The organism is Bradyrhizobium sp. in8p8 (assembly GCF_000426845.1).
In the GTDB taxonomy this organism is placed as follows: Bacteria; Pseudomonadota; Alphaproteobacteria; order Rhizobiales; family Xanthobacteraceae; genus Bradyrhizobium; species Bradyrhizobium japonicum_C.
The window spans coordinates 13,203-32,969 of record NZ_AUGD01000021.1; the positions used below are offsets into that span (position 1 = coordinate 13,203).

Here is a 19,767-nt window from a genome sequence, read left to right on the forward strand (position 1 = left end):
GTGCCCCGACGGTCATGTCGTTCCGCTTTGAGGCACCGTGCAGGCCGCTTTGACCGGGGTCAACAACTCTCGACTGGTGAACACATGGTGTCGGCGCAACAGGAGTCAGCATGAATCGACGCGGTCTCATCATTGGAGCGGGCAGCCTGCTTGTGCTCAGCGGCGCGAGCACCCTGGGCTGGCGTGCATCGACCGGATTGATGGAGGACTATGCCGGATACGCCGCGGCCTTGCGAAAGGAGCTTCCCGCCGGTCCGACGCTTCGGGACCTCATAGGTTACGCAACGCTCGCCCCGAATGGGCACAATACCCAACCCTGGCGCTTCACGATCGAGGGAAACGCCATCGACATTCTGCCCGACCCGTCCCGCGCGACGTCCGCGGTCGACCCCGACGACCACCATCTCTTTGTCAGTCTCGGTTGTGTCGCCGAGACCTTGCGGATTGCTGCCGAGGCGACGGGCCGACCAGGGGCGATTGAGGTCGCAGGAGATGGGGGTGTCCGCTTCACGTTTACGGAAGGCACCGGATGGTCGGACCCGCTGTTTGCCGCCATTCCAAAGCGCCAATCCACGCGCGCCGAGTTCGACGGACGCCCCGTTCCTGCGGCTGATCTTGAGGCGCTGGCTCGGGCGGCTTCCATGCCAGGAGTCGGCTTGGCGCTTGTCACTGAACGGCCGAGGATCAACCAGATTCGAGATCTCATCCTCGTTGGCAACGGTGTGCAGATGGCTGATCCGGCGTTCATGGTGGAGCTGAAGCACTGGCTGCGCTTCAATCCGAAGCAGGCGATGGAAACAGGCGACGGGCTGTTCTCCGCCGCGAGCGGCAATCCCGTTTTGCCCGACCTGTTGGCTGGACCCGCATTTGACCACTTCTTCACGGTCGCTTCCGAGAATGACAAATACGCCCGTCAGATCGACAGTTCCGCCGGGCTTGCCGTCTTCATCGGCGAACGGGAGGACAAGGCACATTGGATCGCGGTGGGCCGTGCCTGCCAGCGCTTTGCCCTTGCCGCGACCAGCTTTGGATTGCGGACGTCGTTCGTCAATCAGCCGGTGGAAGTCGCGCCGCTGCGGCCGCAGCTTGCGGTGCTTGTCGGCGCCTCGGGCAAGCGTCCGGACCTCGTAATGCGTTTCGGCTACGGGCCGACGCTGCCTTTCTCGCCGCGCAGGCCCGTCACCGCGGTGCTCGTCTGATCGCCGTCGGCGGTTGAAGATGTCCGGCCAGCGCCAATGCGCCGGCCGTCAGAACGTCAATCCCAATCCGGCGCCAGGCCCTCGGGCAGACCAGACGGTCATCGCGGCGGGCGAGACTGTCTATGGCGGCCACGACCTCGGGTGACCGCTCGAAATCGAAGATCGCGAGGTTCTCGGCGGCTGGGTCCTCGCCCACCGTCTCGGAGAGTGCAACGACGCCATCCTTCTGGATCAGCAAGCGCAAGACGAGCTGTGCGACGGATTTCCCGGTCTGGCTGGCGATCCCGGTGAGGATCGGAGAACACCTTGCCACCGGCCCTGCCGTAATACCCTCCGGCGTCGGCTCCCAACGACGCCGAGCTTCATGGTCGGTCAAGGCGGCGAACACGCGGGCGGGCGACGCCTTTAGAAGGCGTTCCACCCTGATTGTGTCGCAAATCATTTCGGGGCTGTTCGACATACTAGACTCCTCAATGTTGCCGGTCGTGATCGAGATACGATTCAAGAGCATTCAGGCGCGCTTCCAGGAGCGCGCGGCGGTCGGAAAACCAGTCTTCAATCCGGGCCATGACTTCCGGATTGATCGCGCAAATCCGAACGCGCCCCACTTTCTTGCTTGTAATGAGGCCGGAGCGCTCCAGAACGCCGAGATGTTTCGTAAAGGGCGGCAAGGCCATGTCAAAAGGCTTTGCAAGCTCACCGACCGTTGCTGGGCCGGCCAGAAGACGCTCGACAACGGCCAACCGTGTCGGGTCTGCAAGGGCATGGAACTGGAGATGCAATTGGTTACCCATTTGGGTAAGCTAAATACAGCGGCGTGGCCTTGTCAACGATATTTATCCAAAAAGATAAGTGTCCTTCGAAATTCCAACACACTGAATTCAATGCGCGCTGGAGGAAGGTTTAGGCTGAATCGACATTCAGCGCATCCATAGCATTGCTGCGGCGAGGTGTAGGAAGCTGAGGAAGTTTGCGGCGCGCCGGTCGAAGCGGGTTGCGATGCGTCGGAAGTGTTTGAGCTTGTTGAAGCATCGCTCGATGGTGTTGCGGACCTTGTAGGCCTCGAAATCGTAGGGGATCGGCTGCTTGCGGGTGGGGATGCAGGGAATGACGGCTTCGGCGCCCATGCTGGCGATCAAGCCGCGAAGGGTATTGGCATCATAGGCCTTGTCGGCAAGCACGCGGCGTGGCGAGAGGCCCTGGAGCAGGGCCGGGGCGAGCGGTGCATCGCCGCGCTGTCCGGGCGTGAGGATCAGCTTCAGTGGTCGGCCCAGCGCATCCACGGCCATGTGGATCTTGGTCGTCAGTCCTCCTCTGGAGCGCCCCAGAGCCTGGTCCCCCCTTTTTGCCCGCCGCCCCTTCCGGTGGCTGCCTGCTGATGAGCGCGCACGAGGCTTGAATCGAGGCTCACATAATCGTTGTCGGGATCGTCGATCAGGTGGGCGAAGACACGTTCCCATACGCCGGCCTTCGCCCATCGCGTGAAGCGCTTGTGGACAGTTTTCCACTTGCCATAGCGATCAGGCAGGTCATGCCAATGTGCGCCGGAGCGCAGTACCCAGAGCACGCCATTGACGAAATTGAGATTATCCGCCCCAGAACGGCCCGGATCACCGGGCTTGCCGGGCAACAAACCCCCGACCCGGCGCCATTGCTCAAGGGTCAATTCGTAGCGCTTCGGCTTCGACATCTGCAGGCTCCAGACCAACGGGTCTGGAGCCCCATGAATCACACATCACGACAGAACTGAATCCTGAATGTCGATTGGTCCTAGCTAGGGCGATGCCCCACGATCCATTACCGGTGCTGGCTACCCGATGAGGGTATAAAAAGAGCTTTGGCGTTGCCCTTCGGGCCGCGCTCTCGGCTGCGCCGGAACCACGCCCATGGCGCGTTTCCGCCATTCGGCTTCGATCGCTAACGCAAAACGCAAAGGCAGCGGCGGTCATTTCGCGAGCGCCCCACATAGGCGGGCCTCATTCACCATCGCACTGACACCAGTGTGATGAGGCAGCTCCACTCGGTCGATCACGGCAGGGAGCAGAGCAGCACCGGAAACCCGGATCGAAGTTGCGGGCCAAGGCATTCATGGCTGCTCTCGTGAGCAGTCGTTCCGGCAGCATCAAACCCAGCCTGTGCAGCGAGGGAGCGAAAGCTCGGCCGAGCATCGCTTACACCCATCGGGGGCGGTTGCCGGCCTTGACGATGAAGGTCAGGCGGCAGAACATCGACCAGCGAACCCCGCGCCGTTTCCGTTCTCGAGCGGCGAGGCGCAGGGACGGCCGCCATTGCCGTATTCCCCTGATTTCCTGAAACGGGCGCTCCATCCGCGATCTCGATTGGCATGGGTCTGACCGAGAACCGGCTTCGCCTCGCTCGTCTCCCGCAACGTCCGTCGCCAACTTTTGTCCGCCGCCTTCGGCTTTGCATCGCGATCCAAAAAAGCCGTCGCCGGCCGCCTTCCACTTCATTCCGGCCCTTCGGGTGCGGGGCCGATCGTCCCCGGTCTCACGACCCTTATCGAGGTCGCAATGGTGCGGCCCGACAGGAAAAGGAATACGGCAATGGCAACCATCGGCACCTTCACCAAGAACGAAAACGGCGCGGGCTTCACCGGCGCGGTCAAGACCCTGACCCTCAACGTCAAGGCCAAGTTCGTCCCCACCGAAGGCGAAAGCAAGCGCGGCCCCGACTTCCGCATCTTCGCCGGTGCGACCGAGTTCGGTGCGGCCTGGAAGAAAACCGCCCGCGAGAGCAGCTGGGAATACCTCTCCGTCAAGCTGGACGATCCGAGTTTCCCGGCCCCGATCTACGCCAGCCTGGTCGAAGCCGAGGACGGCAGCGGCCACAACCTCATCTGGTCCCGCCGCAACGGCGATTGAGGCCAGCCTTCCAGAAGCCCCGCCAAGATCGGGGCTTCTTTATGCTCATGCCCGCCGCCTTCAAGAAAATAGAGAGATCGGGATGAGGAGATTTCGACTTTCAGATTTCCGGCATCCCGATCGGATCTTCCCTCCGGCTCCCGCTTCGCTCACGCCGGACAGGTTGCTTGGGGGCGCTGCCCCCTGGCGCGGCGCAAGGGATCGCTGACGCTCGGCCGGGCCGGGTTCCCATCCGTCTCGGCCGCCCTTGCGCCTTGCCCCCCCGGTCTCGCCCCGACTTACGACGTGCTGGTTCTTTTGGTGGTAGCGGCGGCCCTCGTTCGGATCGGCGTGACCACAAACTGGAGCAGAGGAGCGGTCTCAACGACTGGAAGTGGGTGCATATTTTTAGAATGATTCTAAAATATTGACAGACTCGATCGCCAACGGTTACCATGATTAGAATCATTCTAAATCTGGTGATCCATGAAGCGTTTTGACGACCTCTCCGAATCCGAGGTGCTGGCCCTGGCCGTTGCAAATGAGGAGGAGGACGCACGAATCTATCTCAATTTCGCAGCGAAGCTGCGTGGCACCTATCCGGCCTCGGCGCGGGCGTTCGAGGAAATGGCTGCCGAGGAGCAGGGACACCGCCGCCGGCTGCTGAAGGTCTACACTGACAAGTTCGGGGACGAGTTACCCTATATCACCCGGCAGGACGTGAAGGGGTTCCTGAAGCGCAATCCAGTCTGGCTCCTCAAGGACCTGCGCCTCGATGCGATCCGCAAGCAGGCTCAACTCATGGAATATGAGGCCAGCCAGTTTTACGCGAAGGCGGCTGAACGCACGACGGATGTCGGCATGCGCACGTTGCTCACCGATCTGGCTGAAGAGGAGCATCAGCACGTCAACATTGCGGCTAATCTGGAGACGACCCGCACGGTCGATGCCAGCGAGGAGGAAGAGGCTACAGCCAAGCGCCTCTTCCTCTTGCAGGTGGTACAGCCCGGCCTCGCCGGCTTGATCGATGGCTCGGTCTCGACCCTGGCCCCGATCTTTGCGGCCGCCTTTGCCACGCACAATTCGTGGAACACGTTTGTCGTCGGCCTTGCCGCATCGATCGGCGCCGGCATCAGCATGGGGCTGACCGAAGCGTTGTCCGACGACGGCGAGATCACGGATCGCGGCCATCCCTGGCTGCGCGGTGGCATCTGCGGCCTGATGACCGCAATCGGAGGCCTCGGGCACACGCTGCCTTATCTGATCCCCAATTTCTGGACCGCGACCATCGCGGCGATGATCGTGGTGGCGGTGGAGTTGTTCGCCATTGCCTGGATTCGCTGGAAGTACATGGAGACGCCCTTCACCTCGGCCATTATTCAGGTCGTCCTCGGCGGTCTTCTCGTGCTGGTCACGGGCATCTTCATCGGCAGCGCTTGATGTTCAAGCGAAGGAACAACGCCACCTCGTCGCCGGTAGCGATGGCTTCCATACTTTCCGGGGGTAATCGCTTGCCCGATTGCCTGACGCAGCTCCTGCTCACGGCTGGCCCAAGCCGATGCCAGGTCCGTTACGCATGCTCGCTGCCGATCGCGCGGGAAGACCTCCAGGCGCTGCGGCGCGACGCGGCAAGGCCGAGGAGGCGCGATGACTGAAACGGCTGTTCGCGAGAGCCTGTCGGAGCGAACCGACGCGCAAATTCGCGAGGTGCTGGCAGGACGGCGGCGCGGTGCGCGATCAGCCCTGCTCTTTGCCGGGCCGGCGGTGATCGCCTCGATCGCCTACATGGACCCCGGCAACTTCGCCACCAACATCCAGGCGGGCGCCCGCTTCGGTTACTCACTGCTGTGGGTCGTACTGATGGCCAACCTAATTGCCATGCTCTTCCAGGCGCTTTCGGCCAAGCTTGGCATCGTCACCGGTCGGAACCTTGCCGAGATATGCCGCGATCAGGTTTCAACGCCTGTGCGCTATGCCATGTGGGTCGTCAGCGAGATTGCCGCGATGGCGACGGACCTCGCCGAGTTTCTCGGTGGCGCCATTGGTCTGTCGCTGCTCTTCGGCATACCTCTGATCGCAGGAATGGCCGTTACCGCGATCGTGACCTATGGCGTCCTGCTGTTCGAGGGGCGTGGCTATCGCCCGATGGAACTCATCATCGGCGCGCTGGTAGCAGCGATTGGCCTTTGCTACGTGATCGAACTGGTCATCGCGCCGATCGCCTGGGGCGAAGCGATGCTTGGTATCGTGATGCCGTCAATGCCTGACGGGGCTGCCCTGACCATCTCGGTCGGCATCATCGGCGCGACGGTCATGCCGCACGCGCTTTATCTGCACTCTGGTCTGACGCAGAACCGGGCGTCGGCCCGTGACAATGCAGAGCGCCGTGCCCTCGTGCGCTTCTCCAATCTGGAATGCTTCGTCGCGCTCGCGGTCGCCGGCGCGGTCAATATCGCCATGGTGATGATGGCGGCGGCCGCTTTCCATACCGGCCATCCCGATGTCGCGGAAATCAGCACGGCCTACCATACGCTGACGCCCTTGCTGGGGGCCGCCGCCGCTTCCGTGTTCCTGGTTTCGCTGATGGCGTCCGGCATTTCCTCATCAGCCGTCGGCACCATGGCGGGCCAACTGATCATGCAGGGTTTCACCGGATTCCGCCTTCCGATCTGGCTGCGCCGGCTGGCAACGATGCTGCCGGCATTTATCGTCGTTCTGCTCGGGGCCAACGCAACGGACGCGCTGATCTACAGCCAGGTCGTTCTCTCCTTCGCGCTGCCGCTTCCCATGATTGCGCTCGTCATTTTCACGCGCAGCCGCGCGATCATGGGCGAATTCGCCAATGGTCGTCTCACCCATCTCACCGCCGTTGCCGGAACGATCGCCGTCCTCGGTCTCAACGTCATTTTGCTTCTCCAGGTCTTCGGCGTCTCGATTCCGGGATTTGGATAAGGGGGAAACATGCGCACAATTCACAAGGAAGCTCATCTCATCGAGCGTATCGGCTGGCTTCGAGCCGCAGTGCTCGGAGCCAATGACGGGCTGATATGGACGTCGAGCCTGATCGTGGGCGTCGCCGCCGCTACAACAGCCCAGCACGAAATCCTCGTTGCCGGCATCGCCGGGCTCGTTGCCGGGCCGTGGGGGATTCGAACTTCCTCATTGTGGTACGCTATCGTCGGAAACACAGCGCCGGCAGGTAGCTATGCCGCCGCTCGAAAAAGCAATTTGAGATGGTTGCGTGCCCCCGCAACCATCTCAAATTGCGATGCCAAATCGCGTAGATCAGCCGCCCCAACCGGGCGGCTTTTTTGCGTCCGCAAGTTCTGATGGTTGCGCCCTCCCGCAACCACCTCAACTTGGGGATCGCGCAAGTTCTGGCCAATGCCAGTCCCCGCAACCAGCGCTTCCCTAGAACTCTGGGGGTTCAGCCGCTCGCTCGGAAATCCTGAGCAGGGCGGCAAGTTGGCCGTAAATGTCGATCTGCACGGGTTTGTACCGGCCCCGTGGATGAATGACGACTTTCTCGACAATCTCCCGAATGGCCTCATGGGCGGCCACACGGCTGTCCTCATCTGACTCTGCCAGCGCCTGCTTCAGGTTCCGTATCTTGTTGCGGTAGGCGTTCGCAGCGTTGGGGGTGAAATTCCACCCGGCCGCCATCAAGGAGGCCCAAAGGCAGTCCAGTGGACTTAATTGATGCCGAGACTCACTTGTGGCATCAAGAGCGCCGGAAAGCGATCATCAAGGCCTACCGGAAGGCATAACCCGGGATGTACGATGCAGTCGCCGATGACTACTGCTATCCCGGCACCACCGTCCTGAAAAACAAGCTCGATCTTACCGACGCCGATGAGCTCGACGCATTCGAAGCGGAAGTAAGCGACGCCAGGGCCGATGAAGAACTCCCGGCCGGTGATCTGGATTTCGCGCATTTCAAGGCGGTTCACGGGCACCTGTTTCAGGACGTCTACGACTGGGCCGGGAAGATCCGAACCGTTCGCATGTCCAAGGGCGGGAACCCGTTCTGATTTCCGGAAAGCATCGAAAATCAGGCGAACCTGCTGTTCGGGCAGCTGAAGAAAGACAAATTTCTGGCCGGGCTGGAGGTGGAGGAGTTCGCTGAGAAGGCGGCCCACTTCCTCTCCGAACTCAACGTCATTCATGCGTTCCGCGAGGGCAATGGCCGTACCCAGCTGTCGTTCTTCCTCCTGCTGGCGGATCAGGCTGGACACCCGATCGATCTTGAGGACCTCGACCCCGAGGCCTTCCTTAACGCGATGATCGCCAGCTTTCACGGCGACGAAGCGCCTCTTGCCGCGTTGATCCAGGGGCTTATCGAGGACGAGCCGGACTGAACGGCCTATCCAATAATCCGGCTTGCTGACGTTAGGCAACGGAATTCTGCCGAATGCCGCGCCGGCATGGGCATAGCCTGACGGAAATGCAGAAGAGCGCGCTGACCTTCTTTCCTGATTGGCAGAGGTAGATTTGCGGCCAAGGCCGCGCTCGCCTGACCGGAGACGCGTTACGGCGAAACGATGACGCGCAAGCCGGCAGCTGCCGTTTTCTTCAAGTATAACTCCGTTGTTCCGAGGAGCAGCAGCGCATCGTCGTTGAGAGCAGCTGCAGATGCACCAGGCTGCGCGATGATGACTTCAAACTCGACCGTTGCGCGACGGGATTTGTCCCTGAAATAGGCCAACTGCTTGATGTCGCCTTTGAGGAAGCGAGTGTGGCCATCCTTCATCCAAAGTTCGTGGCGGCGCTTGAGATCATTGTAGAGCCGCAACATCCCATGGTGCTTGACCGTCACACTTTTCTGCGCCTGTCCGCAAAGCACATAAAAATTCTGTATGTCCTGCGAAATCGCGCCCTTGTAAGCGTTTTTGCAGTGAATGAGGCAGAGGCGGATGGTCTTCTCGTCAACCTCTTTCAGGCCGACGAGGTCGGCCGCTTCACCCGAACCGTCGTCGTTGAAGACGAGATCAAAATCGGCCTTGAGGCGTTGGAAGGCGTAATGCTGGATGGTATTCGCGGCGCGGGACTTGCCCATGGATTCTCGGTTCAGCGGAATATTCTTCCAGGGCCAGGATTCGAGCCGCGCTGCCGGGAAACGGCCTGCGTTCAGGCTGGTCGGGATGTGATAGCAATTGTAGGAGTAGGTCCCATCAGCGTACCTCACGACAAATGGATCGACCGCGAGATGCTCGTCGAGCGGCACGACTTCCTTGTTTTTCTTTTTGAAGCCGACATCTGACCCCGAGACCTTCGTATGTAGGTAGCCAGCCGGAAAGCCGTTCGAAATGCTCAACCGGTAGGTCGCGCTCAACTTCTCTGACGAGAGCTGGATATCGATCGACCCATCCTGCTGGACCGCGGCGACCTCCAGATCGACCAGGTACAACGGAACGCTCGTCGTGCCGAATAACACAAACTGATCCGAAAAGGCATTCTGCGCGTGCTCTCCCCACTCGATTGCGATCGGATAGGAGTTGTGCGGTGATGTCAGCCGCAAAGGCCTCAGAAAGTCTTCGGTGATGTTGGGCGCGGATGCTTTCTCTGCTGAAACCTTCAGCCATGTCTTGCCGCACCATTCAACCCACTCAGCGAGAGTGCCGGCCCTCTGCTGCCAGACCTTGCCTTTGCGTTTGGCACCGCCCCACAGCACGCGATCTCCGTTCTCATACCCAATACAGGCGATGTTGTTCAGCTCGGACTCCGCCTTCTCGATGCTGGCCAGGCCCTCCGTGACGTTTGGTCCGAAGTAGGATGTGAAACTGATCGCGCCGACGCGCGACGACCCCAGGCTCTTGGCGAGTGGTAGCTCCACGTTGTTGAGAATCTGGAATATCGGCGTGCCGGAGAGCAGGCGGGCGTTGTCGCCCGTCACGATGGAAGCTAGTTGCTCGGTGCGCAAGGCTTCGTAGTCACTCGCGTAGATGAACAGGGCCTGATTTGCCTGGTCCCACCACATCACCAGGAGGTGGTAGTTGGTCTCCTCGAGGGTCTGATAATTACCCCAGTCCACCGGCTCTTCACGGTGGACGACCGCCACCATCAGGTTTTGGGCTTCGTCCAGTGCGTACCAGCTCTCGTCCCTTGATTTCAGCACTTGCGTGTAAAGGGTCGGCGACCAGGCCAGGCAGCGAGTGCGGTAAATCTGAGTAGAGAAGCGGGGCCGCAGGTTCCAGAGCGACAGCTGATTGTGGAGGGTGCCTTTGCTTTTGAGCCCAGCCACGACATCCTGGAGCCGAAGTTCCTGCTCGATCCGCTCTTCGCTGAGCCGCTTGATGATCTTGTCCCAGTCGGCTCCTTCCGCATAAAGATCGCCCAGCTTTCTTTCGGCCTCGGGGTCGGCGATGTTGGTGACAACGGTGGCCTCACCGATCGTCTTGTCGTCGCCTTTGCGGGTGATGCGGCCAATGAACTGCAGCGTGACGGCCAAGGACTTGTGCGTATCGTGCAAGGCCGCAATCTTCAGGTTCGGAAGGTCAACGCCTTCGCCCAGCATGTCGACGCAGACGACGATCCTGGATCCATTGACGCCCCGGTCGTAGAGCTGCGCCATCGATTTTGCGTTCCCCGTCTTGCGGCCAGGGCCCGAATAGACCAGGACGGGCTTCATTTCCGGTGCGAGCTTGCGGTAATGCTTCCACACCTCCTCAGCGCGTTCCTTGGTCCGGGTCCGCGCCATCAGCAGGTGGTCCAGGCCCAGCTCGTTCCGGTCGCGTCTCAGAACGGCGACGGCTTCAGCGACGATCTTCTGATCGCGAGTCGACTGGTCGCCATACTCTTCGACGCTCCTGAGATTGATTGGCCGGTAGTAGCCCGCCTCCTGCGCATCGCCGAGCTTGAAATTGAAAATGATCTTGCCGTCGACCTTCCTTTCATCGCGACGGAATGGTGTCGCGGTGAACTGGATGATCTTTTTCGCTGTGAAGCGGTCCCGCACCTCGCTCCAGGTCGCCGCGGTGATGTGATGGGCTTCATCGACGACCAGGATCGAACAGCCTTCCAGCAGCCGGCGCAGCGCGTCGGGGGCCGATGCCTTCAGGATGTCGGGAGTGGCGATGATGACGTTTGATGCATTCACGATGGCCTCGGCGTGGCCCACCGTGCTGATGCCCTTCGTAATCTTGGCCACGAACGGCCGAGCGAGTTCAACCGGTATGGCGCCAGCGGCAGGTAACACGCCCAGGGTCGAGAACTTGGCGCCGATCTGGTTTCGCAGGATCGAACTTGGCACCAGGACGAGCATTTTGCGCTCGCGTCGATACACGAGGTCGGCAAGCATGGTCTCGGTTTTCCCCGTACCGGTGGGGAGAACAATGGTCGCAGGCTCGAACTCACTGCCCACTGAGAAGTGCGCCGCGATAGCGTGCAGGGCGCCGATCTGCGGCAGACGCAAACCGGGATGGCCGTGGTCGAGATCCTCGACGGCGAAAATGAAGCGGTTTCGCCAGGACTCCAGTACCTTTTCGGGGCTATCGGCCCAGGTCTCCAGGGCGGCAAGCCGGTCCCAAGCCAGTTCAAGGGGTGACGTCGATTCCTTGTAATCGTTGGGATTGACGCAGGTCAGGACGGGCAAGGGGCTCTCGACGCGGTGGACCTTCGGAAAGCGGATCAGAAATGCGTCGAGCGGAGGCGCCAGGCGGGTCGTGATTTGGTCGTGTCCGGGATGCTGGGATGGGAAAAACTGGGCCTGCACCACCTCGCCAGGGAAGGCCTTCTGGCTGACCGTATTCTTTCCGAACACGAGCCGGCGCTCAGGGAGCGCCGGCAGCCGGACCGGTCGCGTCCACTTGCTAAACAAGCTCACGATTAGTGATGCCAGTCAGACGACTGCCCCTCAGCTGGTTCCCGATTCCCCGGGGGAAGCCTACACCAAGAACGCGAAGTTTGGGAACTTGCGCCGCCTAGCTGTGGACATGTAATCCCTTGAGGTCGCCGGAGGCTTCACGGAAGATCAAGGGGTTAGAATGAAAAGAGGCCCGGGAGCTGTGCTCGACCAGGCCTCTCGAAAAGCTTGCCCCGAAGGTATGCAAGTGTAGGGACCAAGCGAGGCGTACCGATCCTGGTGACCGACGTCCACGGACAAACCAGAGTGTCGCCTGGGGTCATTCAGTTTCTGCCCCCCGCCTAATCGAATCAGCGGGACTTCTGTACCTTCCACGCCGGTGGAGGATACTAACCATGCAGCGGGTTACCCGGGCTGCCTTCGTTGTGGCGCTCAAGAAGGAGGTCTCCGGCAGCTTCCCGTTCCAAGCCGATGAGACGTTCGAGGACTGGGTCGCGCGAGCCCGGGAGATTCCGAATCCATCTCGGCGCGCCATGCTGGCGGCAAGGATGGGTGTCGTGAAGCAGAGGTTGGTTGCACAATACTCCGCACGGAAGAGCGCCTGGATCGCTTCCGCGCGATTGACGTTTCAGCCAGGACCTCGCAAGGCCTGCTATGTCTGTGGTGGTTTTGGACCGATCACGCAGGCACACCACGTCATACCTCTGAACGAGCAATTTGACCTTGGTTTCGTTGCGCCCGATCATGAGCACGAATGGCTCTGCCCGAACCACCACGTCATCCTGCACCTCTCGATCGATCGCAGCAGCTCGCATCAGAAATTGGGGCGCCGAGCAGCCCCGAGCCTAGCCCACACGCCTTTGGAGCACTTCGACAGACTGATGGAGCTGGTTGGTCGCGCGGGACGAACCACGCAGTGGCCTGACAGTCGCAGCAGCTCGCCGCTAGCTGGTCGGGGACTCTTCCGAGATCCCGGCGCGAGTGTGACTTTGCAGGGGTGATATGCCGTCCAAAACCTCTGACATGCTTGCCGTCAGCCGAACGGCTGGCCGGCTGGCTCTAGGATACTACGCATTCCTCGTCGCTCAGTATGTCGCCGCAAACCCGCAGTCGATAAACTCGCTCCCGCCGGCGGAGGAATTTGGACGGGACCCCGTCGGGGAGATAAAGCGTAAGGATGGCACATTTCACACTTTGAATTTACGCTTCTATCTTGATCTCTTCCGCGAAGATCACGGCATGCAAAGCGAGATATTGAGGTCGTGGGCCATGGGCGCGCTGCTCACCCTGGGCGACGAGTTGTCGGCGCACAAGTATTTCGACCGAGCACCGATTTTGGAACTGGTGTACCACCTCCGCAACGGTGTTGCTCATGGTAACCGCTTTAACATTACGAGAAATGGTCAGCATCGTTTGGTGCAGTATCCAGCGCACAATCGTGATGCGATAGCGAATAGCCCTGCTGGCGTCACCTACGAAATCACGCCCGGCATAAGCGGGGCTGTCCTCTTCGATTTTATGGGACCCGCCGACGTCATCGATCTGCTGCAGTCGGTTGAACTCTATCTGTCCAAGGCCGCCGGAGCTCGTCCATAGGTCGATGGGACGAGGTAAAAAGAGAAGCGGTTCAGCCCTTCAAAAATCTAGCGTAGGCCCGCACATCGATCATCGGCACTGTCGCGATGGTCTGCAACCTCGCGATCAGCTCCAACAAGAACGCCGTTGCTGCGCGTTTGTCGGCTTCGATCATGTGGCAGCCATCTTGCTTCATAAAGATCCCGTGCGCGGCCACGCACCCCAAATCCAGGGACGCGAGCGCATCAGCTGCCGTCAGCGCCTTTAGCAGCGGATCGCCCAGTGGGGGATTCCACTCGCTGTCGAATGTGAGCAGGCCGCCAAGAATGACTCCGGGTGTCTTGGCCGGTTGCAAGCCGCTGGCCGAGGGTATCGGCAGGCTCGTCCGGTGCAGGGCCCGGACGCTCGCGATCTTGTGCGCGGCGTATTCGACCTGAGCCGCATCGATTGACTGCTTGGCTTCGAAGACGGCGTAGACGCTTTCGGCCGGGATCACCAGCGTGCCGTCTTGCTTGAAAATGAGCGGGGTATACTGGCGATCGTATATGACGATATCGATTTGCTGACTTGTAGTATCGGTGCTGTCGATGACGAAAGCTCTGTCGACGCGATAGCGTTCCGGCAGATAGTTTTTCAGCAACTCAATCCAGATACCCTCGGTGGCATCGCCCTTGGCGACGGGATGGCCAAGCGCGGAACGGCTGCGCTCAAGCCGCAGCGAAATCTCCCCGTGAAGGCCGGCCAGGAGCTTTTCGAGCGACCAGCCGCTCATACGACGATATCCCGCCAGTAGGGCGCCGCGAGCGCCGCCGTAGCCGCCTTCCTGATGGCCTGCTTCTCGGCGACGGTAAGATCGTCCGAGATTATGTTGTTGGTGTTGGAGGGGTCGACAAACCTCGCCGTGGCGATGTTGTCGCGCAGATAGGCGAACACCGTCCGCATGTTGTCGGCGAGCGGCGACAGCCAGGCGGGCTCAAGCGCCTTGATGACCGCGAGCTCAAGGTAGAAAGATGGAAACTCCAAACCCTTCTGGCTTCGCCAAAGCTTGATGAGCCGGATTTCCGCCTGGCGTCCCGAACCCTTTACTTTTGCGATGTGCTGCGAGATGTCGGTCTTGGTCCAGGTATCGCCGCGCCGCTTGTACAGGCTGTGTTCGTTGAACAACCAGTTCTGCCGCTTGCCGGGGACGAGATCCACGGCGTAGCCGTTTACCTTGATGCCGATCGAGACATTCTGCGGGCGCGGCTCATAACCGGTCGCCTTCAGCGTCGCGGCCAGTGTCTTATGGATGTCGGACAGGGTTTCCGCCGTGTCCGGCGAAAGCGAGATGAACAGATCGAGGTCTGTGCCGCTCCGGTTGGCGGTGCCCTTCGCGTAAGAGCCGCTCGGCGCGATGTCGAGAAGGTAACGGCCGGCCCATTGTTCGATGGCCGGTCTGATTACGCCAGGCACGAACAATGCCGGCGATGCCAGGCCGCCGCCGACCTGTTCGCGCATCAAAATGGCGGAGAGGTAGTCTTGCTCGGACATCATCCGCCAGCCTTGAGAGTTGACGAGGCCACGCAATTCGAGCGCATTCATCGATGGACCGTTCTTAAGAGAGCACCCTGACGCCGGCCCGGATCGTGCCTGCCCGGCCGCCCAAGTCGATCGCCACGTGCCAATGGCCCGACTGCGGCACCCGCAGCCTCACCGGCGACTGCCGTGCTTCGCCACCGAAGTAGCGATGCTGCCGGCCCTGCCGGTAACTCTGGAAATTGCCGGCATCCATTAACCGCACGTTGGCGGCGTGGTCGAGGCTGACCTCGACCACCTCTCCGCCGTTCAAGTAGCCCAAGTCGTTATGAATGAAGTTCATGGCTACTTGTCCTTCACGGTCGTGTTGGGGTGGGATTGGCCATGCTTGGTCGTGACGTACCGGCCCGAAATTGCGCTGCGATAGTGCGGCCCGCTCGACCCGTGCTTACCCGGCGCCTCGTGAACCGTGGTGCTCGGGTGGCTGCGTCCATACTTCGGCGCCACGTACTGGCCTGTAGTTGCGCTGCGGTAGGGACCGCCGCCTTTAGTTGATTTCGACATAAATCGCTCCTTTCCAATCGCCGACTGACGTCGACGATTCTGTACAATTATATCTGTACGGTTTGCGGCGCGTCAATGGCTGTGGTACAAAATCGTCAGATATGCGGCGCGGTCCCAAGCCGCGCCGTTACGATTCACGAGAGGTTTCGATGGCGCTGGCTTCAAAAATCAAAGAACTACGGCTCAAAAAAAAGAAGTCGCTTCAAGACGTTGCGGATGAGGTGGGGGCATCCAAGGCGCACATATGGGATCTGGAGACCGGCAAGAGCAGTAATCCATCAATCGAGCTGCTGACCAAGCTGGCGAAGTGCTTCGGCGTCAGCGTGGCCGAGCTGATCGGCGAGAATCCAGCCGGCGAGGATGCCGACCCGCAGGTCGTGGCCATGTACCGCGAATTGAATGAGCTGAGCTCTGCCGACCGCCAAGCCATTCAGGCCATGATGGACCACCTTAAGAACAGGAAGCCCAAGGGGTAGCCATGAAGATCTCGCGGATGGACTTGGCCGATACGGGCTCGCCCATGGGCCTCGTCACCAAGATTCTATCCGTCGAGCGTGATCTGCCGATACCGGTGCCGATTGAAGAGCTGGCCCGGCAACTGGATATCGAGCGGATCGCTCCGCTTGAGACCGAGGGCTTTGAGGGCGGCCTCGTGACTGATGATGTCCGCTCGACCGGCTTCATCCTGGTCAACCGCGCTGCGCCGTCCGGCCGCCGAAGATTCACCATTGGGCATGAGCTGGGACATTTTCTGATCGTGTCTCACCAGCCAGTCGAGGCCGGCAAATTCCTTTGCTCGCGGGCCGACATGGCCAAATGGTCGACGGAGCAGGGCGACCGCTATGCGCGTATGGAAGCCGAAGCGAACGAGTTCTCCGGTCTCATCCTGATCCCGCCGCCGGCCTTGAAGAAGTTCATCCCCAAGGGCGACCCGACTCTCGCGCACGTCCCGCTGGTCGCGAAACATTTCGACGTTAGCAAGGAAGCCGCCGCCCGCGCCTATGCTCGTTATCATCCCGAGCAGCTGGCCATCGTCGTCATCAAGGATGGCATCGTCCGGCGTGCCCACAAGGGGCCGATGTTCCCGTGGATTACCGTGCCCTATGGCAAGCCCGTCCCTCGGGCTTCCAGCTTTTATGGAAAAGATCTGCGCCAGCGGGTCGCCAGCGAGTTATCATCCATCATTGCGGAGCACTGGGTGGAGCTGAAGCACGGGCAGCGGGCGGAGCTGTTTGAGCAGATTTATCCTCAGCAAGATGGGTTCGCGCTGCTGATGCTCTGGCTCGAGGTCGAGGAGCCTGAAGAGGTGGACGACGACCGGACATCGTCGCAACGCTTCAGAGACCAACAGGCGCGCTGGCGTTAGCCGCGTATTCGTATCCCGGCAGCTTTCCGCGGCTACTGCCCTTCGCTCGGAATGCGATCTCTCCGGCGTACTGTCGGCATTCTGATGTGTTCCGCTCCGTCAGCGCAGCCTATGGTTCGGGTCATAGGAGGACGACATGAACACCACCCTGCTTGACCCCAAGACGCTCGGCTTCTGGGCCCGCTGCGTCCGCGAAGCGCAGCATCTGTCGCAGGAGGCACTGGCCGCCAACGCATCCGTTAACATCAGGACGGTCCAGCGCTTTGAGGCCGGCCAGCCCATCAACGTGCCCTCGCGGCGGGTCATCGCCAAGGCGCTTGGCTACACCAACCCGGACATCTTCGATGTTCCCAAGTTCATCGAAACCGTGCTCAAGTTCTTCGACAGCCTCAAGGCCCAGCAGCAGAACCTTGATGACCAGCACCCTGACCATGTGCGGATCGACGCGCAGGCGCTGGTCACCGGCGACGCGGCCGCCCACTTTGCCGAAGTCGTCAACGCCGTGTCGTTCACGATCGACCCGGCTCTGACCGACGAGACCAAGCAGCTCGCCGCCAGCTTCTGCGACTATATCCAGGATCTAATGGACGTGGATGGTCTTCCGGTTTCCAGCCGCCTCGGCTTCGCGAAGGACCTCGATGGAATCCTGCAGGAGCTGTACGGACTGGGGGCCAGCGTCTATTCGGCCACCCGCGATCGCAAGTTTCGGGCGGCCGACTGGGGGGACAAACCCTCTTGGGAGATGACGGTAGGCTATCTCGCCATTGTTCCGGCCGATCGCGAGCTCGCCCAACTCTATATTCCGCGTCGGATGAAGCTCGCCTAGCGCGAACCTCTCAGGCTGTCGTACTCATCCAGGAGGAAGTGCAGGTAGCTGCGGATCAGATTGCAGAACAGGCGGGCCTCATGGGCCGAAAGCTCAGACTCGGCTGACAGCCTTGCTCCGTGCCGGACACCACCGCCCGTGGGCGAGGAAAGATAGCCATGGAGGGTTTTCATCCAGCCGATGGCCTGCTCTGCGACTTGGCCCTTGCGGTGGGTACGCAGCTCATCCGCGATCTTGTTGAAATACTTCCCCTGGATCGTACCATCACCAACGGGAATGCCCTGAAACGCCGTCGACACCGTCTCCAGCAGCCAAAGGATCTCCTGTACGGCCGCGCGGTTCTTCCCAGCCGTTAGATATTCCTCGGCTTGCTTCGTGGACTGCTGGATTTTATCGAGCGCCTGCGCGTCCAGCGATGGCGGCAGAATCTCCATCGCCACCGGCGAGGGGGCATTGCGAGCTATCAGCTGGGGCGGGTTCAGCTCGTAGCCGGCCTCGTGCGTGCCCAACACATAGTTGATCATCGCCGTATCAGGCACTACCAGGTCCGGGTTCTGGTTCTTGATAGCCTGGCCAGCGTCGAAGAACGCTTCGATGAACATCGGCGCGTTGTCCCCGGCCTCACGCATGTAATCGTCGAGATCGCTTTCAGCCCAGCTCAGTGAGGAGCTCTGGTGCGCGGGGCGGCCCGCCGCATCCGCGAAGTAGCGCTTGTAGTGCTCGATAATCGGTTGACGCTGGCCGTATTGGCCCGCAACCCGCTTGATCAGGACGGCGAATTCATCGATCACGCCCCTGGCGATTTTGCCAGGAGATCTAAAGCGCCAGGAGGGGTCGAAATTCAGCACTGTTCTGCTCCGCGCCGCTGGGTAGGATGTCGATTTACCACGCATCGTCGCGAGGCGCGTCGTAAAATCGCATTTGTGCTTTTGCGACGCTACTGAATATTACCGGTACGCGGCATTCAGGAGCTCCAAGAACTGCGTGTCGGGAAAGCAGACGATATTGGCGAACATATCGTCATGGGCCTTCTCGATCTCCCGCAGCTTCGCTGCATAGGCGCAAATGCGCTGGATCTTGTTGATATAAGACGCGGGGCCAATCATCACTCCGATGGAGCCGAGCAAGCCGGCGTTGGTGATGCCACCCAGGATGTGTTTCGACGAGGTCGAGTACTCAAGCTCAATGGCCAGCAGGCAACGGGGGCTCGGGTTGTAGTAGAACCCGCCATGGTTCTGGCGGGTGACCTCGTTTCTCAGTCGAAGCAGCAACGGATGTTGCCCATAGCGGTCGATGCTTTCCAGGTCCGCTTCCTTGCGCTCACGCGTGACATTGAATGGCCCAACGTCAATATCCAGCCGTGGTGCATAGAGCGCTCGGCCGAACACATCGTCGGTCGCATCCGAGCGGACGCTCCATTCAGATTTCACCAGATCCCGAGGAAACATAGCGCCCAAGGCGTTCTTGATCGCCGCCTGGACTTCCTTCGCGCCCACTAGTCTTCTCCCCCATCTGCTGCCAGTCTGTAGCAGCATTTGCCGTGCGTAAAGCCGAATCCTCACCACAACCTGGGCCAGGGCCGCGGAGGCTTCACGGAGGACGAATTTCGGAAAGCCGGCTGCGCCGAGGTGTATCCGGGACCTGCTGGATCGGGGAGAGCGGATCAGACCGATGGCCAGAAAACTGAAAACCTATCAGACTTCGCTGGGCTTCTTCGATCTAGCGATCGCCGCTCCCTCGATGAAAGCGGCGCTGCAAGCGTGGGGCGCCGACAGCAATCTCTTCCATCAGGGCGCGGCGAAGGAAAGTGACGATCCAGCCGTCATCGCTGCGACCTTGAAGGAACCGGGCGTTGTTCTCAGACGGCCAGTCGGCTCCGATGGATCCTTTGGCGAGCGTGCTGAACTGCCCACCGAACCGGTCTCGTTGCTGCACTCGGTCCCGCGTGCCGCCTTCGGCGTCGCTATGCTCACGCTCCTGCGGGTGCCATTTCTCGAAGGCGATGCGCCCCTTGCGCACGCCTGATCAGGGCCTTCGGCCCTGGGCAGATTGCGCAAGAG

General features: G+C 60.8%; 20 protein-coding genes and 3 pseudogenes. 11 read left to right on the forward strand and 12 right to left on the reverse strand.

The window, feature by feature from the left end; all coding sequences use genetic code 11:
- Positions 1–110 precede the first annotated feature (110 nt).
- Positions 111–1,199: an Acg family FMN-binding oxidoreductase gene (locus K408_RS0132085; protein WP_024342662.1), complete on the forward strand. Its 1,089-nt coding sequence runs from the start codon at positions 111–113 to the stop codon at positions 1,197–1,199.
- Here the strand turns inward: K408_RS0132085 and K408_RS44180 are convergent.
- The 3 genes and pseudogenes from K408_RS44180 to K408_RS41470 all read right to left on the reverse strand — a co-directional run bounded on the left by K408_RS44180 (position 1,180) and on the right by K408_RS41470 (position 2,889).
- The gene (locus K408_RS44180) at positions 1,180–1,659 is read right to left on the reverse strand and encodes a hypothetical protein (RefSeq protein WP_024342661.1); all 480 of its coding nucleotides are present in this window, start codon (positions 1,657–1,659) and stop codon (positions 1,180–1,182) included. The two genes, K408_RS0132085 and K408_RS44180, sit on opposite strands and share 20 nt — an antisense overlap.
- A gap of 10 nt (positions 1,660–1,669) precedes the next feature.
- Complete coding sequence (locus tag K408_RS0132095; protein ID WP_024342660.1) at positions 1,670–1,993, reverse strand: ArsR/SmtB family transcription factor; 324 nt, start codon at positions 1,991–1,993, stop codon at positions 1,670–1,672.
- 126 nt (positions 1,994–2,119) lie between these two features.
- Positions 2,120–2,889: pseudogene (locus K408_RS41470) on the reverse strand (IS5 family transposase).
- A gap of 874 nt (positions 2,890–3,763) precedes the next feature.
- Here K408_RS41470 and K408_RS0132110 point away from each other — a divergent pair.
- From K408_RS0132110 to K408_RS41475, 4 genes and pseudogenes are all read left to right on the forward strand, one after another.
- Positions 3,764–4,081: a DUF736 domain-containing protein gene (locus K408_RS0132110; protein ID WP_024342657.1), complete on the forward strand. Its 318-nt coding sequence runs from the start codon at positions 3,764–3,766 to the stop codon at positions 4,079–4,081.
- A 465-nt stretch (positions 4,082–4,546) separates the two neighbouring features.
- Positions 4,547–5,500, forward strand: coding sequence for an iron exporter MbfA (gene mbfA / locus K408_RS0132115; protein ID WP_024342656.1), 954 nt, complete (start codon positions 4,547–4,549; stop codon positions 5,498–5,500).
- A gap of 207 nt (positions 5,501–5,707) precedes the next feature.
- Positions 5,708–7,012: an Nramp family divalent metal transporter gene (locus tag K408_RS0132120; RefSeq protein WP_024342655.1), complete on the forward strand. Its 1,305-nt coding sequence runs from the start codon at positions 5,708–5,710 to the stop codon at positions 7,010–7,012.
- Between the two features lie 9 nt (positions 7,013–7,021).
- Positions 7,022–7,198 (forward strand): annotated as a pseudogene (locus K408_RS41475) (VIT1/CCC1 transporter family protein); the annotation flags it as partial.
- Positions 7,199–7,471: 273 nt separating this feature from the next.
- Here K408_RS41475 and K408_RS0132125 read toward each other — a convergent pair.
- The 3 genes from K408_RS0132125 to K408_RS0132135 form a co-directional block, all read right to left on the reverse strand.
- Positions 7,472–7,723, reverse strand: a complete 252-nt coding sequence (locus K408_RS0132125) for a hypothetical protein (RefSeq protein WP_024342654.1) — start codon at positions 7,721–7,723, stop codon at positions 7,472–7,474.
- A 29-nt stretch (positions 7,724–7,752) separates the two neighbouring features.
- Complete coding sequence (locus tag K408_RS44445; RefSeq protein ID WP_433994158.1) at positions 7,753–8,457, reverse strand: hypothetical protein; 705 nt, start codon at positions 8,455–8,457, stop codon at positions 7,753–7,755.
- A 131-nt stretch (positions 8,458–8,588) separates the two neighbouring features.
- A complete protein-coding gene (locus tag K408_RS0132135; RefSeq protein WP_245265953.1) occupies positions 8,589–11,819 on the reverse strand; it encodes a DEAD/DEAH box helicase in 3,231 nt (1,076 codons plus the stop codon).
- A 437-nt stretch (positions 11,820–12,256) separates the two neighbouring features.
- On the opposite strand from K408_RS0132135, the gene K408_RS0132140 reads away from it, so the two are divergent.
- A complete protein-coding gene (locus K408_RS0132140) occupies positions 12,257–12,862 on the forward strand; it encodes an HNH endonuclease (RefSeq protein ID WP_024342652.1) in 606 nt (201 codons plus the stop codon).
- A 1-nt stretch (position 12,863) separates the two neighbouring features.
- Positions 12,864–13,457 (forward strand): hypothetical protein, encoded by a 594-nt coding sequence (locus K408_RS0132145; protein WP_024342651.1) that lies wholly within the window; start codon positions 12,864–12,866, stop codon positions 13,455–13,457.
- Between the two features lie 31 nt (positions 13,458–13,488).
- Here K408_RS0132145 and K408_RS0132150 read toward each other — a convergent pair whose 3' ends face one another.
- The 4 genes from K408_RS0132150 to K408_RS41480 are packed head-to-tail and all read right to left on the reverse strand — an operon-like array spanning position 13,489 to position 15,515.
- Positions 13,489–14,208, reverse strand: a complete 720-nt coding sequence (locus tag K408_RS0132150) for a DUF6602 domain-containing protein (protein ID WP_024342650.1) — start codon at positions 14,206–14,208, stop codon at positions 13,489–13,491.
- Positions 14,205–15,017, reverse strand: coding sequence for a nucleotidyltransferase domain-containing protein (locus tag K408_RS0132155; protein ID WP_245265952.1), 813 nt, complete (start codon positions 15,015–15,017; stop codon positions 14,205–14,207). The genes K408_RS0132150 and K408_RS0132155 overlap by 4 nt, the downstream gene beginning before the upstream one ends.
- A 13-nt stretch (positions 15,018–15,030) precedes the next feature.
- Complete coding sequence (locus K408_RS0132160; protein ID WP_024342648.1) at positions 15,031–15,294, reverse strand: DUF1883 domain-containing protein; 264 nt, start codon at positions 15,292–15,294, stop codon at positions 15,031–15,033.
- A 2-nt stretch (positions 15,295–15,296) separates the two neighbouring features.
- Complete coding sequence (locus K408_RS41480; RefSeq protein WP_080654973.1) at positions 15,297–15,515, reverse strand: hypothetical protein; 219 nt, start codon at positions 15,513–15,515, stop codon at positions 15,297–15,299.
- Positions 15,516–15,664: 149 nt separating this feature from the next.
- Between K408_RS41480 and K408_RS0132165 the strand changes: the two genes are divergently transcribed.
- From K408_RS0132165 to K408_RS0132175, 3 genes are all read left to right on the forward strand, one after another.
- The gene (locus K408_RS0132165) at positions 15,665–15,991 is read left to right on the forward strand and encodes a helix-turn-helix domain-containing protein (protein ID WP_024342647.1); all 327 of its coding nucleotides are present in this window, start codon (positions 15,665–15,667) and stop codon (positions 15,989–15,991) included.
- Positions 15,992–15,993: 2 nt separating this feature from the next.
- Positions 15,994–16,881, forward strand: a complete 888-nt coding sequence (locus K408_RS0132170; protein ID WP_024342646.1) for an ImmA/IrrE family metallo-endopeptidase — start codon at positions 15,994–15,996, stop codon at positions 16,879–16,881.
- Positions 16,882–17,017: 136 nt separating this feature from the next.
- Positions 17,018–17,707, forward strand: coding sequence for a helix-turn-helix domain-containing protein (locus K408_RS0132175; protein WP_024342645.1), 690 nt, complete (start codon positions 17,018–17,020; stop codon positions 17,705–17,707).
- On the opposite strand, the gene K408_RS0132180 is transcribed toward K408_RS0132175, so the two are convergent.
- Both K408_RS0132180 and K408_RS0132185 read right to left on the reverse strand, forming a co-directional pair.
- Entirely contained in the window at positions 17,704–18,555 is an 852-nt protein-coding gene (locus K408_RS0132180) for a hypothetical protein (RefSeq protein ID WP_024342644.1), read from the reverse strand. The genes K408_RS0132175 and K408_RS0132180 overlap by 4 nt on opposite strands.
- A gap of 99 nt (positions 18,556–18,654) precedes the next feature.
- Positions 18,655–19,203: a hypothetical protein gene (locus tag K408_RS0132185; protein ID WP_024342643.1), complete on the reverse strand. Its 549-nt coding sequence runs from the start codon at positions 19,201–19,203 to the stop codon at positions 18,655–18,657.
- Between the two features lie 175 nt (positions 19,204–19,378).
- On the opposite strand from K408_RS0132185, the pseudogene K408_RS39380 reads away from it, so the two are divergent.
- Positions 19,379–19,624 (forward strand): annotated as a pseudogene (locus tag K408_RS39380) (cell envelope biogenesis protein TolA); the annotation flags it as partial.
- Between the last annotated feature and the right edge of the window lie 143 nt (positions 19,625–19,767).

Excerpts from the sequence above, each read along its gene's own strand:
- K408_RS44180 (WP_024342661.1), bottom strand. The coding sequence starts at position 1,659 with ATGTCGAACAGCCCCGAAATGATTTGCGACACAATCAGGGTGGAACGC.
- K408_RS0132125 (WP_024342654.1), bottom strand. The coding sequence starts at position 7,723 with ATGGCGGCCGGGTGGAATTTCACCCCCAACGCTGCGAACGCCTACCGC.
- K408_RS0132095 (WP_024342660.1), bottom strand. The coding sequence starts at position 1,993 with ATGGGTAACCAATTGCATCTCCAGTTCCATGCCCTTGCAGACCCGACA.
- K408_RS41480 (WP_080654973.1), bottom strand. The coding sequence starts at position 15,515 with ATGTCGAAATCAACTAAAGGCGGCGGTCCCTACCGCAGCGCAACTACA.
- K408_RS0132085 (WP_024342662.1), top strand. The coding sequence starts at position 111 with ATGAATCGACGCGGTCTCATCATTGGAGCGGGCAGCCTGCTTGTGCTC.
- K408_RS0132120 (WP_024342655.1), top strand. The coding sequence starts at position 5,708 with ATGACTGAAACGGCTGTTCGCGAGAGCCTGTCGGAGCGAACCGACGCG.
- K408_RS0132170 (WP_024342646.1), top strand. The coding sequence starts at position 15,994 with ATGAAGATCTCGCGGATGGACTTGGCCGATACGGGCTCGCCCATGGGC.
- K408_RS0132175 (WP_024342645.1), top strand. The coding sequence starts at position 17,018 with ATGAACACCACCCTGCTTGACCCCAAGACGCTCGGCTTCTGGGCCCGC.
- K408_RS0132150 (WP_024342650.1), bottom strand. The coding sequence starts at position 14,208 with ATGAGCGGCTGGTCGCTCGAAAAGCTCCTGGCCGGCCTTCACGGGGAG.
- K408_RS0132165 (WP_024342647.1), top strand. The coding sequence starts at position 15,665 with ATGGCGCTGGCTTCAAAAATCAAAGAACTACGGCTCAAAAAAAAGAAG.
- K408_RS0132110 (WP_024342657.1), top strand. The coding sequence starts at position 3,764 with ATGGCAACCATCGGCACCTTCACCAAGAACGAAAACGGCGCGGGCTTC.
- K408_RS0132145 (WP_024342651.1), top strand. The coding sequence starts at position 12,864 with ATGCCGTCCAAAACCTCTGACATGCTTGCCGTCAGCCGAACGGCTGGC.
- mbfA (WP_024342656.1), top strand. The coding sequence starts at position 4,547 with ATGAAGCGTTTTGACGACCTCTCCGAATCCGAGGTGCTGGCCCTGGCC.
- K408_RS0132160 (WP_024342648.1), bottom strand. The coding sequence starts at position 15,294 with ATGAACTTCATTCATAACGACTTGGGCTACTTGAACGGCGGAGAGGTG.
- K408_RS0132140 (WP_024342652.1), top strand. The coding sequence starts at position 12,257 with ATGCAGCGGGTTACCCGGGCTGCCTTCGTTGTGGCGCTCAAGAAGGAG.
- K408_RS0132155 (WP_245265952.1), bottom strand. The coding sequence starts at position 15,017 with ATGAATGCGCTCGAATTGCGTGGCCTCGTCAACTCTCAAGGCTGGCGG.